Here is a 14,045-nt window from a genome sequence, read left to right as displayed (position 1 = left end):
CATGCTAACGCGATCGGTCCGTGGCGCGTCTTCGGCTGTCCACAGCCTGTGGGTATTCGTATGACTGGTGGCCTCGGGCAGGCCATGCTCGGGGGATGACTGCGCAAGAGGCGGAAGAAGAGCGCCCCCAGGAACAGCCCACGCATCAGCCCGAAGCGTTCGGGGACGGACCTGCGGAGGACTCTGCGGAGGGCTCTGCGGAGGATCCGGACGGGCGCGCCCGGCGCTCGGCGGCGGCCCAGCGAGGCGCCGCCCGGGCCCTGCACCGCTCACCCCTGGTCGTGCCGCTCGCCGAGCGCCTCTCGTCCCTGGCGGCCGCGGCCCACGAGGTCGTCGGCCCGGACGACCCCACCGACGTCTATGGCGACGCCGTCGTCGCCACCCTGGAGGACGAGGTCGCGCGGCTGCTCGGCAAGGAGGCGGCCGCCTTCTTCCCGACGGGCACGATGGCCCAGCAGGTCGCCCTGCGCTGCTGGGCGGGCCGCACCGGCAATGCGACGGTCGCCCTGCACCCGGTCGCGCACCCCGAGGTCCACGAAGGGGGCGCCCTCTCCGTGGTGAGCGGTCTGCGCACGGTCCACCCGACGAGGGAGCCGCGGCTGCCCACGGCCGACGAAGTGCGGGACTTCGAGGAGCCCTTCGGGACGCTGATGCTCGAACTGCCGCTCCGGGACGCCGGTTTCGTCCTGCCGTCCTGGGAGGAGCTCGAAGAGGTCGTGGAGGCGGCCCGCGAACGCGACGCGGTCGTGCACTTCGACGGCGCACGCCTGTGGGAGTGCACGCCGCACTTCGGCCGCCCCCTTACGGAGATCGCGGCACTCGCGGACACCGTGTACGTGTCGTTCTACAAGTCGCTCGAAGGCCTCAGCGGCGCCGTGCTCGCCGGGCCGCGCACGCTCGTCGAGGAGGCGAGGGTGTGGCGCCACCGCTACGGAGGCCAGCTGTTCCAGCAGTTCCCGACCGCCGTGTCCGCGCTGCTCGGCCTGAAGCACACGCTGCCCCGGCTGCCGGAATACGTGGCCCACGCGCGCGTGGTGGCCGATGCGTTGCGCGAAGGGTTCGCGGCAGCCGGGGTGCCGTGGTCGCGTGTGCACCCCGAGCAGCCGCACACCCATCAGTTCCAGGTCTGGCTGCCGTACGACTCCGAAGTCCTGACCGAGGCGTCGCTCGCCCAGGCCGAGGAGACCAAGACCCTGCTGTTCGGCCGCTGGTTCTCCGACGGGCCGCCCGGCCTCTCGGTCACCGAGGTCACCGTGGCCGGAGCGGGCCTGGAGTGGACGGCCGACGACGTCAAGGAAGCGGTCGCGGAGTTCGTGCGGCGGATCCCCGGCTGACGGATCCCCGGCCGAGGTGGACGGAGTGGGCCAGCCGGGCCAGGGCGGCCCGGATCCATCCATGGGCGGGGCGTTCCTCGACGACGGCCTGGAAGCGCCCGTAGCCGCGCACCTCACGGATGACCTGCCAGTCGTGCTGACCGGGGGCGGGCGGGGTGCGCTCGTCGTGCTGGGCGGCGCGGTAGCTGTCGAGGAGGTACTGCTGCGTGATGCTCATGATGACCTCGCCTTTCGGGGTAAATGGTACTTATCGGGCACTCGTGGGTCGACGGGAAGCAGAGTCGACGCATGAAGGGCATGGAGGGTGCGGGAAGGGCAGGTCCCCGGGTGCTGTGCCCCGCTTGCTGCGGCCCGCTCACCACAGACTGCGCCCGCCGACCCCGCGCCGTCGCGTCGATTGACGCCGACCGTCAATCGACGGCGGGGATGTCGGTGGCGGGGTGCACCATGGGGCCATGAGCGTGAGCATCGACATCACCGGGCTGCTCCCGGAGCGGATTCACGTCGTGCCCTCGCCCCTGGCCGAGCTCGGCATGGCGCTGCACGCGCTGGCGGAGCCGGGCCACCACCCGGGGCTCCAGGGCTGGGCGACGGCGGTGTCCGCGCGCCTCGATCCGTGCCTCGCGGACCGCATGTGCGACGCGGACTTCCTGTGGCGCACGACGTTCTCGGACGTCTTCGCGCCGTTCGCCGGCATCCCCGGCAGGCAGGCGCTCCCGGGCGCCACGCTCGCCGAGGAGCTCGACCTCCTCGACAAGCTGACGGACGAGCAATTCGTGGACGCCGCCCTGGAGTTCACCTGCCAGTCGTCGTACGCGGAGCCGAACCGCTCCATCCTGGGCACCCCGGAGGTGCAGCAGCGCGCCCTGGAGCTCGCCGCCGCCCGAGGCCCCCACCAGGTGCGCTTCACCCGGCGGCTGCTCGACGACCCGTCCGCGGTCCGCGCCTGGTTCCGGCAGCTGGTGGAGGACTGCGACGAGGCGTTCTTCGCGGACACCTGGGAGCGCCTGCAGCACCAGCTCGCCGCCGACGCCCGGCACAAGACCGACCTGCTGCGCCGCAAGGGCCTCGCCGAGGCCCTGAAGGCGGTGTCCGGTGCGGCCTCCCTGGACGAGGACGCCCGGCTCATCACCTTCGACAAGATCACCGAGGGGCGCACGGTCACGGGCGACGGCAGCCTCGTGCTCGTCCCGACCAGCCTCGGCTGGCCCCACCTGATGGTGCTTCACCGCTATGGCTGGCAGCCCGCGATCACGTATCCGATCAGCGGCCCCGGGCTCACCGCCCCGCCCTCCGTGGAGCAGTTGACCCGCCGCATGTCCGCGCTCGCCCACCCGGCCCGGATGCGCCTGTGCCGCCACCTCGCGCGCGGGGCGTACACCACGGGCGAGCTTGCGGACGCGCACGGCCTGACGGCGCCCGAGGTGTCACGTCACCTCAGCGTCCTGAAGAAGGCCGGGCTCGTCACGACGCGGCGCCGCGGGCGCTATGTGCAGCATCAGCTGGACATCGGCGTGGTGTCCCGCCTGGGCAGCGACTTCATCGAGGGCGTGCTGCGCTAGGGCCGTTCTCGCAACGGGCCTCAGGGGCCTCAGCCCCCGCCGCCACCCGCCCGCACCAGACCCGTCTCGTACGCGAGGACCACCACCTGCACCCGGTCCCGCAGCCCGAGCTTGGTCAGGATGCGTCCCACGTGCGTCTTCACGGTGGCCTCCGACAGGACGAGCCGCGCCGCGATCTCGCCGTTCGAAAGCCCCTGGGCGACCAGGACCATGACCTCGCGCTCGCGGTCCGTGAGCCGCTCGAGCTCCTTGTGCTGCGGCTGTCCGCCCGCGTTCGGCAGCATCGGCGCGAAGCGGTCCAGGAGGCGCCGCGTCGTGGACGGCGCGACCACGGCGTCGCCGCTGTGCACGGACCGGATCGCGGCGAGCAGCTCCCCCGGGGGCACGTCCTTCAGCATGAAGCCGGAGGCGCCCGCCTTCAGCCCCGAGAAGGCGTACTCGTCGAGATCGAAGGTCGTCAGGATCAGCACCTTGGGCGGATTCTCGTCCTGGCAGATGCGCCGGGTCGTCTCCACGCCGTCCAGTTTCGGCATGCGTACGTCCATCAGGACCACGTCGACCTTGGTCGACCGCAGCGCTTCGAGCGCCTCGACGCCGTCGCCCGCCTCCGCGACGACGTCCATGTCCGGCTGGGCCGCGAGCACCATCCGGAACCCCGTGCGCAGCAGCGCCTGGTCGTCGACGAGCATGACGCGGATCGACATCAAAGGCCCCTTCGTGGATGAGCTCATAAGCGTATGGCGTTGATGCATCGGTGACAGGTGTCAGTTCGCAGGCGTCGAGTGTCAGTTCGCGGGCTTCAGCGGGAGCAGCGCACTGATGCGGAAGCCGCCGCCGGGACGTGGCCCCGCGTCCAGCGTGCCGCCGACCATGCCGACGCGCTCGCGCATGCCGATCAGACCGTGCCCGCTGCCGTCGGCGCCGCCGTCCTCGTACAGCTCGTGCGGGGCGCCCTTGCCGTCGTCCTCGACGAGCAGCCCGAGGCCGTCGTCGAAGTAGACGAGGCGCACGCTCGCCCCGGTGTTCTCGCCGCCGTGCTTGCGGGTGTTGGTGAGCGCCTCCTGCACGATGCGGTACGCGGTCAGCTCCACGCCGCTGGGCAGCGGGCGCGGGGTGCCCTCGACCTTGAAGTCGACGGGCAGTCCCGCCGTGCGCACCTGCTCGATCAGCTCGTCGAGCTGCTCGACATCGGGCTGCGGGACGTACTCGCCGCTCTCCTGGTGCTCGCCGGTGCGCAGCACGCCGAGCAGCCTGCGCATCTCCGCGAGCGCCTGCCTGCCGGTGCCCGAGATGGTCTCCAGGGCCTGCTTCGCCTGCTCGGGCGCGCTGTCCAGGACGTACGCGGCGCCGTCGGCCTGGACGACCATCACCGAGACGTTGTGCGCGACGACGTCGTGCAGCTCGCGGGCGATCCGGGCCCGCTCGGCGGCCACGGCGACCTTGGACTGGGCCGCACGCTCCTTCTCCAGGCGGTCGGCGCGCTCCTCCAGCTGGGCCAGATAGGCGCGGCGGGTGCGGATGGAGTCGCCGAGCACCCACGCGAGCGCGAAGGGAACCATCTGGAAGACCGTGAAGAGGATGTTGCCGAAGGAACTTATGCTCTCCTCCGGCCAGCGGATCGACGAGAGCGGCGCGGCACACAGACCACCCATGAGGGCGAACCGCGAGGCCCACTTCGGGCCGTCGGCCGACGCGGTGTAGATGATCACCAGCATCGCGAAGTCGGCGGGCATCGTCTTCGCGTCGAAGGCCAGCTGGGCGACGCCGAGCACGGCGGCGAGGATCAGCATCTTCTCGGTCGCCTTGCGGCGCAGCGCGACGACGACGGACAGGCCGACGACGATGACGGCGGACGCGACGCTCGGGTCGCTGCCCTCCCCCTCGGCCATGGAGACCAGACTCAGGCCGGAGATCCCGAGCAGGAAGAGGGCCCAGAAGCCATCGACCCCGGTCGGGTGTCTGCGGAGGAAGTCATAGACGCGCTGCACGTAACCCAGCGTAGGCAGCCGCACGGCCCTCCGGGGTCAACCGGAGGGCCGATCCGCGGCCGGTACTTGTACTCCCCAAGGTGGAGGCGCGCTTAGCCTTCTCGCGTGGCGAACGAGGTCCGGGGTGAGCGGCGGGACGTGTGGCGTGGCTGGCGGGACGCCACCGAGGAGGCGCTCTACGGCCCTGCGGGCTTCTATCTGCGCCCCGGCGGACCCGCGGCGCATTTCCGCACGTCGGTGCATGCGTCGCCGCTCTTCGCCGCGGCCGTGGCCCGCCTCCTTTGCCACGTGGACGAGGCGCTCGGCCACCCCGCCGAGCTGGCCTTCGTGGACCTGGGCGCGGGCCGCGGCGAGCTGACCGCGGGCGTCCTCGCGGCGCTGCCCGCCGATGTGGCGGCACGCACGCGTGCGTACGCCGTGGAGCGCGCCGCACGTCCCGAAGGACTCGACCCGCGCGTCGAGTGGCGGGACCGGGCGCCCGTCGGCGTCACGGGTCTGCTCTTCGCCAACGAGTGTCTTGACAACGTCCCCCTGGACGTCGCCGAAGTCGCACCGGACGGGGTCGTCCGCCGGGTCCTCGTACGCGACGACGGCACCGAATCGCTCGGAGCCGCCGTCGACGGAGCGGACGCCTCCTGGCTCGCGCGCTGGTGGCCGCTGCCCCCGGAGCCGGGCCTGCGCGCGGAGATCGGCGCTCCCCGTGACGAGGCGTGGGCGGCGGCCGTGGCGACGCTGACGCGCGGTCTGGCCGTCGCGGTCGACTACGCGCACGACCGGGCGGCACGACCGCCGTTCGGGACGCTGACCGGCTTCCGCGCGGGCCGCGAGACGGCGCCCGTGCCGGACGGCGGCTGCGACATCACCGCCCATGTGGCCCTCGACGCCTGCGCGCTGGAGGGGGCCGCGCTGCTCACCCAGCGGGCGGCGCTCGGCACCCTTGGCGTGAGCGGCGGCCGCCCGCCGCTGTCCCTCGCCTCCAGCGACCCGGCCGCGTACGTACGCGCCCTCACGCGCGCGGGAGAGGCGGCGGAGCTCACCGCGCCCGGCGGGCTCGGGGACTTCGGGTGGCTGGCCCAGCCGGTCGGCGTACCGCTTGAGGGACTGCTACTTGTCGATGTCGCCGACCACGAAGAACAGTGACCCCAGGATCGCCACCATGTCGGCGACCAGCTGGCCCGGAAGCAGCTCGACCAGCGCCTGGATGTTGTTGTACGAGGCCGAGCGGAGCTTGAGGCGGTAGGGCGTCTTCTCGCCCTTGGAGACCAGGTAGTAGCCGTTGATGCCGAGCGGGTTCTCGGTCCACGCGTACGTGTGCCCCTCGGGGGCCTTGAGGACCTTCGGCAGGCGCTGGTTGATCGGCCCCTGGGGCAGGTCGGCGAGCCGGTCGAGGCAGGCGTCCGCGAGGTCGAGCGCGTTGTGGGTCTGCTCCAGGAGCACCTCGAAGCGGGCCAGGCAGTCGCCCTCCTGGCGGGTGACGACCTTCAGGGTGTCCCGCAGTTCCCCGTACGCGAGATACGGCTCGTCGCGGCGCAGGTCGAAGTCGACTCCGGAGGCACGCGCGATGGGACCGCTCACTCCGTAGGAGTGCACCGCCTCCGGGGACAGCACGCCGACGCCGCGCGTGCGGCCCCGGAAGATCTCGTTGCCGAGCACCAGCTTGTCGTACACGTCCATGCGGGAGCGGACCGATGCGACGGCGGCACGCGCGCGTACCGGCCAGCCGGCGGGCAGGTCCTCCTTGAGGCCGCCGACGCGGTTGAACATGTAGTGCATCCGCCCGCCGGAGATCTCCTCCATCACGGTCTGGAGCTCCTCGCGCTCCCGGAAGGCGTGGAACACCGGGGTGATACCGCCCAGTTCGAGCGGATACGAGCCCAGGAACATCAGGTGGTTGAGTACGCGGTTCAGCTCGGCGAGCAGCGTGCGCAGCCAGACGGCGCGCTCGGGCACCTCCATGCCGAGCATCCGCTCCACGGCAAGCACGACGCCCAGCTCGTTGGAGAACGCGGACAGCCAGTCGTGCCGGTTGGCCAGCATCACGATCTGCCGGTAGTCACGCGCCTCGAAGAGCTTCTCCGCGCCGCGGTGCATATAGCCGATGACCGGCTCCGCGTGCTGGATCCGCTCGCCGTCGAGGACGAGACGCAGCCGCAGCACGCCGTGCGTGGACGGGTGCTGCGGGCCGATGTTGAGCACCATGTCGGTGCTCTCCGCGGCGCCGCCGATGCCGAGCGTGGTCTCCGTCGTGGGGCTCATGCGCGCATTCTCTCGTACGCGATGGCATACGCGACCGTGACCCGGCGTACGTACGCTTGCGGCATGGATACGGGGACGGCACAACCCGCGCGACCGGCGGGGACAGGGGCACAGCCGGTGTGGACCGGACTGCCCAGGGGGCTGCTGAGAATGCGACGGCTGCTCCTGGTGGCGTGGCTTGTGCCGATCGCGGCAGCCGTGGGGGTGCTCCTGGGGATCTTCACCGGACCCGCGTGGGCGGCCTTCGCGGCGCTGCCCCTCGCCCTCGTGGCGTGGGGCTGGCCGATGCTGGAGCGCAACTGGCGGTCCTGGAAGTACGCCGAGCGCTCCGACGACCTCCTGATCAGCAGGGGCGTGCTCTGGCACGAGGAGACGATCGTCCCCTACGGCCGGATGCAGCTCGTCGAGGTCACATCGGGACCGGTGGAGCGGTACTTCGGGCTCGCGGGCGTGCAGCTGCACACGGCGGCCGCCGCGACGGACGCGCGGATCCCCGGGCTGCTCCCCGAGGAGGCCGAGCGGCTCCGCGACCGGCTCACCGAGCTGGGCGAGGCCCGCTCGGCGGGGCTGTGAGCGGCGTACGCGAGGCGGCGGGGGAAGAACACACCCGCGGCCCCGACGACGTACGAGAGAGGCGTCTGCACCCCGTCACGCCCCTGCGCAGGGCCTGGGCGCCGGTCGCGGTGCTCGTGGGCTTCGCGGTGCACGACCCGAGCGGCACGCAGCGGCGGGTCTCCGAGCTCGCCGTGTCCCAGCTGCTCGCCGGGATCGCCGTCGTCCTCCTGGGCGGCGCCCTCTACGGCTTTCTCAGCTGGTGGTTCACGCACTTCGCGGTCACCGACACCGAACTGCGCATCCGCACCGGACTGATCTTCCGGCGCACCGCGCACATCCGGCTCGACCGGCTCCAGGCCGTGGATGTGACGCGGCCGCTCGCGGCCCGGATAGCGGGCGTCGCCAAGCTCAAGCTGGACGTCGTCGGCGCGGAGAGCAAGGACGAACTCGCCTATCTGGGCGAGGAGGAGGCCTCCGTCCTGCGGGCCGAACTCCTCGCGCGGGCGGCCGGTTTCGCCCCCGAGGAGGCCCGCGAGGTCGGTGAGGCGCCGGTCAGGAATCTGGTGCACGTACAGCCGCGGATGCTCGCGATCTCGCTCCTCCTGACCGGCACGACCTGGGGGATGCTCGTCGCCACGCTGATCGTGCCGCCGTTCCTGTGGTTCGTCACCCACAACCTGTGGACGGTCCTCGCGACCGGCCTTCCCATGCTGGGCGGCGCCTTCGCGAGCAGCGTGGGGCGCTTCATAGGCGAGTACGACTGGAAGGTGGGCGAGTCCCCCGACGGCCTGCGCATCGACCACGGGCTGCTCGACAAGGCGCACGAGACGGTGCCGCCGGGGCGGGTGCAGACCGTGCGGGTCGTGGAGCCGTGGCTGTGGCGGCGGCGCGGCTGGGTGCGGATCGAGCTGGACGTGGCGGGCTCCGCCAACGGCGTCCTGATCCCGGTCGCGCCCCGGGACGTCGCGGAGGCGGTGATCGGGCGGATCCTGCCGGGCGTCCGGGTGCCGGCCGCCGCCGAGCTGATCCGGCCGCCCTCGCGCGCGGCGTGGTGCCTTCCGGTGTGGTGGAAGGGGTACGGCCTCACGGTGACGGACACGGTGTTCGCCGCCCGGCACGGTCTTCTGCGCCGACGCCTGTCGTTGGTGCCGCACGCGAAGGTGCAGAGCGTACGGCTCACGCAGGGGCCGTGGGAGCGGCACAAGGGGGTGGCGGATGTGGTGGTGGACACCGGCGCGAACAAGACGGTGACCGCGCGGCTGCGTCCCGCCGGGGAGGCGGCGGCTCTCCTGGAGGCGCAGGCGGAACGGTCGCGTACGGGGCGGAGGGCTGCGCTGCCGGATCGGTGGATGGCGTGACGTGAGGGGTTCGGCTGCCGGGCAATCGGGTGGGTGGGCGGGAAAGATCCGCCGCGAAGCGGCGGTCTTGAACGGGGTCCGGGGCGGAGCCCCGGTACCGAGCCCTGCGGGCCCAGCTACGCCCGCAGGGCGGTCCGCAGCTCCGCTACGTCAATCTGCTCCGTCTCGTCATGCGCCGTCAGGTCGATGACCTGACCCACCGCACCGCCCGAGCCCTCCGCAGGAGCCTGCTTGAAGTCCGCCTCGGCCTCCGCCTTGTGCACGGCGAGTGCCTCCTCGCCCACCACGTCCGCGAGGTCCGCGTTCTGCACGGCCTCCAGCGCGGCGGGCGCCGCGCCCTTCGTACCGAAGAAGTCGAAGCCGCCCTGGACCACCGGGCGCCGCGTCTGCACGGGCGGCGCGACGGCGACCGCGCGCTCGTGCCCGCCGTACCCGTCGGCCGCCCCGGACTTCCCCCGCGGCTCGTCCCCGTCCGCGACGGAGGCGGACGGCTCCGGCGTCAGACGGTCGAGCGCCGCGTTCGCCCGCGCGTACAGGGACACGGTCGGCTTCGCCTCGCCGCGAGCGGCGGGCACGGTGGCCGGCACGTTGGCGGCGGGCACAGCGGCAGGCGCAGGCGCAGGCGCAGGCGGCAGTGCCCGCGCCGGAGTCGACGCCTCGATGGCAAGCAGCCGCCGCCCCTCCAGCGCACTGGCCCGCTCGGTCTCCGCAGTGGCGTACCGCCGAAGCAGCGCCGCGTGCTCATTGCGCAGCGCGGCCAGCTCGGCCCGCTTGGCGCGCAGCTTCGTCTCCAGGCGGCCCCGCAGCTCGCGGGACTCGTCGAGGTCGGACTCGCACTCGGCTATCCGTTCCTCGTAGCGCCACTCGTCGCTCTTGCGGGCGCGGCCCAGCTCGGCGACGCGCTTGCCCGCGGCGAGGTCCCAGCGGCGCATGACGACGGAGCCCACGACGGCGGCAGCGGCGGCCGCCGCGGTGAGGCCGCGGAGCACGATCGGTTCCGCGAAGAGCCAGGCGCCGCCGGCGCAGACGAGAGAGAGGCCTGCGACCGTCGAGGGGGGAAGCAGCCGGTGCAAGGGTGGGGAATGGCGGTGGCGTCCACGTGGCATGGCCAGAAACTTACCGCGCGTAGGCGAACTCTGGTGCCCCGGGCGCCAAAATGACAGTGCCACAGCGCTGATTCCCCACCCTTGTCGATCCTCTTCGGCCACTCAACTCCGGTTTCGGCCGCGCCAACTCCGGTTTCGGCCGCGCTACTTCTTGATCAATCCCTTCGACTCCAGATACTCCCTGGCGACATCGGCTTCCTTCTGCCGCTCGACATCGACCTTCCGGTCGAGTTCGGCGAGATCTTCCGTCGTGAGCGTCTCGGTCAGCTTCCCGAGCGCCGCGGCTATCTCCTTGTCGCCCGCTTCCTTCGCGTTCACCACCGGAAGGATGTTGTCCGCGTTCTGCAGCTTCTTGTCGTCCTCGAGGGCCACCAGGCCGAAGCTGTCCAGCGTCGCGTCGGTGGTCGTGGTCAGCACCACCTGGTCCGTGCCGTTCTTCACGGCCTGCTTGGACTGTGTGGTGCCTACGCCCTTGGGGTCGATTCCGGCGATGTCGATGCCGTACTTCTTCTTCAGGCCGGGCGCGCAGAACGGCCGGGTCTCGCATTCGTCACTCGCGGCGATCTTGACCTTCTCGCCCGACTCACCAAGATCCGAAAGCGTCTTGAGCTTGTGCTTCTTCGCGTATTCCTTGCTCACCGCGAACGCGTTCTGGTCGACCGCCTCGCCGACCGGAAGCACCTTCAGGCCGCGCGGCTCGGCGAGCTTCTTCAGCTCGGCCACCGTGGCGTCCACATCATTAGAAGCGACCGGCTTCGCCTTGGGCCCGTTCTTGCCGAGGTTGAGGAACTCCGCGAGTGTCGCCGCGTATTCGGGAGCGACATCGATCGAGCCCTTCTTCAGCTCGGGCTCGTACACCTCGCGGTTCTGGACGGTCTTGACCTCCGCGTCGTATCCGGCCTCCTCAAGGACACCGACGTACAGCTCGGCGAGAACCTTCTGCTCGGTGAAGCGGGCCGAGCCCACGACGAGCTTGCCCTTGCCGCCCGCCTTGTCGCCCGAGCCCTCGCCGTCCTTCTCCAGGCTGTCCCCGCCGCACGCGGTGAGCCCCGCGGTCAGCGCCACGACGGCCACGGCCGCCCCTGCCATCCGTCGCGCGCGACGCGTTGTGCTGTTCATCGGTGAACCACCATTTCGAAAGCCCTTGGAAACACTGGAAACTGCCGCCCGGAGATCAGTGCGCGACTCCCGAGCGGCCCCGCATGGGGTTGAAGACCCACCCCACCACGATCAGCACCGCCTCCACGAAGAGCGCGAGCAGCGCCACGAGCAGCGCGCCCGCCACCACCTGGGGCGTGTTCTGCAGGTTGAACCCGGCCGTGATGATCCGGCCGAGACCCCCTTCGCCCGCCATCGCGGCCAGCGTCGCCGTGGCGACGACCTGCACCCCGGCGGACCGGACACCCGTCATGATCAGCGGGTACGCGAGGGGCAGTTCGACCCGCGCGAACAGCTGGCCGCCGCTCATGCCCATCCCCCGCGCGGCCTCCACCACCGACCGGTCGACCTCGCGCATCCCGATGTACGCGTTGGTCAGCAGCGGCGGCACCGCGAAGAGCACCAGGGCGATCAGCGTCGGTACGTCCCCGTGCTCGCCCAGCGGGGTGAGCGTGAGGAGCACGAGCACCGCGAGCGTCGGCACCGCGCGGCCGACGTTCGAGATGTTGACCGCGAGGGCGCCGCCCTTGCCGATGTGGCCGAGGAACAGCGCGATCGGCAGCGCGATCAGACACGCGACGGCGAGACACACCCCACTGAAGTAGAGATGCTCCGCGAGCCGGTGCCACACCCCCTTGTCGCCCTGCCAGTTGGCGGACGTGGTCAGCCAGTCGTACGCACCGGTGATCGCGTTCATGCAGGTTCAGCCACCTTGGCCGTGCGCTGCGCGCGAGCCGCACGGTTCGTCCGTATTCGATGGACCCGCGTCCAGGGCGTCAGCCACCGCTGGAGCGCCAGGAGCAGCAGGTCGGCCACGACGGCGAGGAGCACGCACAGCACGGACGCCGTGAGCACCTGTGCTTTGAAGGTCGTGTCGAGGCCGTCCAGGATCAGCGTGCCGAGCCCGCCGTAGTCGACGATCGCGCCGACCGTGGTCAGGGCCACCGTCGACACCGTCGTGATGCGCACGCCGGCGAGCAACGCGGGCAGCGCGAGGGGCAGTTCGACCTCCCACAGCAGCCGCAGCGGTCCGTACCCCATCCCCTTGGCCGCGTCCCGCGCCTCGTCGGGCACGGCCTGGAGCCCCGCCAGGATGTTCCGCACCAGGATCGTCAGCGAGTACAGCACCAGACCCGTCACGACCAGCGAGGCGGAGAGCCCGAAGAAGGGCAGCAGGAGCGAGAACATCGCGAGCGAAGGGACCGTGTAGAGCACGGTCGTCAGGCCGAGGATCGGCCCCGCGAGGAAGCGCCAGCGCCGGGCGAGCAGCGCGAGCGGCAGGGAGACGGCGACGCCGATCGCCACCGATGCCACGGTGATGCCCACGTGCTGCACGGTGGCATCGATCAACTCCTGGCTGCGGGAACGGACGTACTCCCCGCAGATCCAGTCGTTCGCCACCAGACAGTTCTGCTCGCTCATCGCGCCCCGCCCCCTCCTCACTCCCCCGAAAACCGATTCCTGCGGCTGTCTGGCGACCCTAACGCGCACCACTGACAATCGCCGAGACTCGTCGTACTGGCGCAACATGGGCTTTACACAACGCCCGCAACAATGGGGAATCATGATCCGGTTCGAGCACGTCACCAAGCGGTACGCGGACGGCACCACCGCCGTCGACGACCTGTCCTTCGAGGTCGCCGAGGGTGAACTGGTCACGCTCGTCGGCCCGTCGGGCTGCGGCAAGACGACGACGATGAAGATGGTGAACCGTCTCATCGAGCCGACCGAGGGCCGGATATTCGTGGACGGCGACGACATATCCGCCATCGACCCGGTCCAACTCCGGCGCCGTATCGGCTATGTCATCCAGCAGGTCGGCCTCTTCCCGCACAAGACGGTCCTGGAGAACACGGCGACCGTCCCGCATCTCCTCGGCGTCAAGCGCTCCAAGGCCCGCGAGCGCGCCGCCGAACTCCTCGATCTGGTCGGCCTCGACCCGGCCACCTTCGGCGACCGCTACCCCGAGCAGCTCTCCGGGGGCCAGCGCCAGCGCGTCGGCGTGGCCCGCGCCCTTGCCGCCGATCCGCCCGTGCTCCTGATGGACGAGCCGTTCGGCGCCGTCGACCCCGTGGTGCGCGAGCACCTGCAGAACGAGTTCCTCCGCCTCCAGCAGGCCGTGCGCAAGACGGTGCTCTTCGTCACGCACGACATCGAGGAAGCGGTCCGCCTCGGCGACCGCATCGCCGTCTACGGCCAGGGCAGCATCGAGCAGTTCGACACCCCCTCGACGGTGCTCGGCGCGCCGGCCACCGGTTACGTGGCCGACTTCGTCGGCGCGGACCGCGGCCTCAAGCGGCTCTCCGTGACACCCATCGAGGAGGGCGACCTGGAGCAGCCGCCCATCCTGCACCTGGACGACCCACTGCCCGCGAAGCTGGACGCCCGCTGGGCCGTCGTCCTGGACGGCGAGAACAACCTGCACGGCTGGATCTCCGCCGAGCACGCGCACGGCGGTTCGGGCACGGTGCGGGACCACGCACGCCGCATGGAGGCGTGGCTTCCGGTGGGCGCGACCCTGAAGCAGGCGTTCGCGACGATGCTGCAGCACGACGCGGGCTGGATCGCGGTCATCGACAAGGACAGCGAGGGCCGCTTCCTGGGTGTGCTGACGCCCGCCCGCCTGCACGAGGCCCTTCGCAGGTCGACGGCGGCCGACGCCCGTGACATCGCGCGCGGGGACGTCGAGTTGGAGACCATCGCGGCCATCGGGGGCAGCTGAACCGCC

Annotated in this window: 14 protein-coding genes; 6 read left to right on the top strand and 8 right to left on the bottom strand. The window is 71.4% G+C overall.

The window, feature by feature from the left end; all coding sequences use genetic code 11:
• Positions 1 to 95: 95 nt before the first annotated feature.
• Positions 96 to 1,334: a beta-eliminating lyase-related protein gene (locus AB0O76_RS21960; protein ID WP_365493689.1), complete on the top strand. Its 1,239-nt coding sequence runs from the start codon at positions 96 to 98 to the stop codon at positions 1,332 to 1,334.
• Here the strand turns inward: AB0O76_RS21960 and AB0O76_RS21955 are convergent.
• Positions 1,291 to 1,551, bottom strand: a complete 261-nt coding sequence (locus AB0O76_RS21955) for a hypothetical protein (RefSeq protein WP_365493687.1) — start codon at positions 1,549 to 1,551, stop codon at positions 1,291 to 1,293. The genes AB0O76_RS21960 and AB0O76_RS21955 overlap by 44 nt on opposite strands.
• A gap of 238 nt (positions 1,552 to 1,789) precedes the next feature.
• Here AB0O76_RS21955 and AB0O76_RS21950 point away from each other — a divergent pair, with 238 nt between their 5' ends.
• A complete protein-coding gene (locus tag AB0O76_RS21950) occupies positions 1,790 to 2,896 on the top strand; it encodes a DUF5937 family protein (RefSeq protein ID WP_365493684.1) in 1,107 nt (368 codons plus the stop codon).
• A gap of 29 nt (positions 2,897 to 2,925) precedes the next feature.
• Here AB0O76_RS21950 and AB0O76_RS21945 read toward each other — a convergent pair whose 3' ends face one another.
• Together AB0O76_RS21945 and AB0O76_RS21940 are read right to left on the bottom strand one after the other, a co-directional pair.
• A complete protein-coding gene (locus AB0O76_RS21945) occupies positions 2,926 to 3,600 on the bottom strand; it encodes a response regulator transcription factor (RefSeq protein WP_365493681.1) in 675 nt (224 codons plus the stop codon).
• A gap of 81 nt (positions 3,601 to 3,681) precedes the next feature.
• Entirely contained in the window at positions 3,682 to 4,884 is a 1,203-nt protein-coding gene (locus tag AB0O76_RS21940; RefSeq protein WP_365493678.1) for a sensor histidine kinase, read from the bottom strand.
• Between the two features lie 105 nt (positions 4,885 to 4,989).
• Here AB0O76_RS21940 and AB0O76_RS21935 point away from each other — a divergent pair, with 105 nt between their 5' ends.
• Positions 4,990 to 6,024 carry an SAM-dependent methyltransferase gene (locus AB0O76_RS21935; protein WP_365493675.1) on the top strand — a complete coding sequence of 345 codons (1,035 nt, stop codon included), beginning with the start codon at positions 4,990 to 4,992 and terminating at the stop codon, positions 6,022 to 6,024.
• Here the strand turns inward: AB0O76_RS21935 and AB0O76_RS21930 are convergent.
• On the bottom strand, positions 5,989 to 7,140 hold the full coding sequence (locus AB0O76_RS21930; protein ID WP_365493672.1) for an NADH-quinone oxidoreductase subunit D: 1,152 nt from the start codon (positions 7,138 to 7,140) through the stop codon (positions 5,989 to 5,991). The genes AB0O76_RS21935 and AB0O76_RS21930 overlap by 36 nt on opposite strands.
• 63 nt (positions 7,141 to 7,203) lie before the next feature.
• Between AB0O76_RS21930 and AB0O76_RS21925 the strand changes: the two genes are divergently transcribed.
• Both AB0O76_RS21925 and AB0O76_RS21920 read left to right on the top strand, forming a co-directional pair.
• Positions 7,204 to 7,713 carry a PH domain-containing protein gene (locus AB0O76_RS21925; RefSeq protein WP_365493669.1) on the top strand — a complete coding sequence of 170 codons (510 nt, stop codon included), beginning with the start codon at positions 7,204 to 7,206 and terminating at the stop codon, positions 7,711 to 7,713.
• On the top strand, positions 7,710 to 9,053 hold the full coding sequence (locus AB0O76_RS21920; protein WP_365493666.1) for a PH domain-containing protein: 1,344 nt from the start codon (positions 7,710 to 7,712) through the stop codon (positions 9,051 to 9,053). The genes AB0O76_RS21925 and AB0O76_RS21920 overlap by 4 nt, the downstream gene beginning before the upstream one ends.
• Positions 9,054 to 9,169: 116 nt before the next feature.
• Here the strand turns inward: AB0O76_RS21920 and AB0O76_RS21915 are convergent, their stop codons facing one another.
• The 4 genes from AB0O76_RS21915 to AB0O76_RS21900 all read right to left on the bottom strand — a co-directional run bounded on the left by AB0O76_RS21915 (position 9,170) and on the right by AB0O76_RS21900 (position 12,739).
• Positions 9,170 to 10,159 (bottom strand): hypothetical protein, encoded by a 990-nt coding sequence (locus AB0O76_RS21915; protein ID WP_365493663.1) that lies wholly within the window; start codon positions 10,157 to 10,159, stop codon positions 9,170 to 9,172.
• Positions 10,160 to 10,303: 144 nt separating this feature from the next.
• Positions 10,304 to 11,278 carry an ABC transporter substrate-binding protein gene (locus tag AB0O76_RS21910; protein WP_365493660.1) on the bottom strand — a complete coding sequence of 325 codons (975 nt, stop codon included), beginning with the start codon at positions 11,276 to 11,278 and terminating at the stop codon, positions 10,304 to 10,306.
• 55 nt (positions 11,279 to 11,333) lie between these two features.
• The gene (locus AB0O76_RS21905) at positions 11,334 to 12,014 is read right to left on the bottom strand and encodes an ABC transporter permease (protein ID WP_365493657.1); all 681 of its coding nucleotides are present in this window, start codon (positions 12,012 to 12,014) and stop codon (positions 11,334 to 11,336) included.
• Positions 12,011 to 12,739 carry an ABC transporter permease gene (locus AB0O76_RS21900; RefSeq protein WP_360774359.1) on the bottom strand — a complete coding sequence of 243 codons (729 nt, stop codon included), beginning with the start codon at positions 12,737 to 12,739 and terminating at the stop codon, positions 12,011 to 12,013. The genes AB0O76_RS21905 and AB0O76_RS21900 overlap by 4 nt, the downstream gene beginning before the upstream one ends.
• A 142-nt stretch (positions 12,740 to 12,881) precedes the next feature.
• Between AB0O76_RS21900 and AB0O76_RS21895 the strand changes: the two genes are divergently transcribed.
• On the top strand, positions 12,882 to 14,039 hold the full coding sequence (locus AB0O76_RS21895; protein ID WP_365493654.1) for a betaine/proline/choline family ABC transporter ATP-binding protein: 1,158 nt from the start codon (positions 12,882 to 12,884) through the stop codon (positions 14,037 to 14,039).
• Positions 14,040 to 14,045: the final 6 nt, after the last annotated feature.

Source organism: Streptomyces sp. NPDC086554 (genome assembly GCF_040686095.1).
Taxonomy (GTDB): domain Bacteria; phylum Actinomycetota; class Actinomycetes; order Streptomycetales; family Streptomycetaceae; genus Streptomyces.
This window is presented reverse-complemented; position numbering and strand designations above follow the sequence as displayed.

Bases quoted from the DNA above. Each gene is read 5' to 3' on its own strand.
- AB0O76_RS21950 (WP_365493684.1), top strand. From the start codon at position 1,790: ATGAGCGTGAGCATCGACATCACCGGGCTGCTCCCGGAGCGGATTCAC.
- AB0O76_RS21910 (WP_365493660.1), bottom strand. From the start codon at position 11,278: ATGAACAGCACAACGCGTCGCGCGCGACGGATGGCAGGGGCGGCCGTG.
- AB0O76_RS21955 (WP_365493687.1), bottom strand. From the start codon at position 1,551: ATGAGCATCACGCAGCAGTACCTCCTCGACAGCTACCGCGCCGCCCAG.
- AB0O76_RS21930 (WP_365493672.1), bottom strand. From the start codon at position 7,140: ATGAGCCCCACGACGGAGACCACGCTCGGCATCGGCGGCGCCGCGGAG.
- AB0O76_RS21905 (WP_365493657.1), bottom strand. From the start codon at position 12,014: ATGAACGCGATCACCGGTGCGTACGACTGGCTGACCACGTCCGCCAAC.
- AB0O76_RS21945 (WP_365493681.1), bottom strand. From the start codon at position 3,600: ATGTCGATCCGCGTCATGCTCGTCGACGACCAGGCGCTGCTGCGCACG.
- AB0O76_RS21895 (WP_365493654.1), top strand. From the start codon at position 12,882: ATGATCCGGTTCGAGCACGTCACCAAGCGGTACGCGGACGGCACCACC.
- AB0O76_RS21915 (WP_365493663.1), bottom strand. From the start codon at position 10,159: ATGCCACGTGGACGCCACCGCCATTCCCCACCCTTGCACCGGCTGCTT.
- AB0O76_RS21925 (WP_365493669.1), top strand. From the start codon at position 7,204: ATGGATACGGGGACGGCACAACCCGCGCGACCGGCGGGGACAGGGGCA.
- AB0O76_RS21960 (WP_365493689.1), top strand. From the start codon at position 96: ATGACTGCGCAAGAGGCGGAAGAAGAGCGCCCCCAGGAACAGCCCACG.
- AB0O76_RS21900 (WP_360774359.1), bottom strand. From the start codon at position 12,739: ATGAGCGAGCAGAACTGTCTGGTGGCGAACGACTGGATCTGCGGGGAG.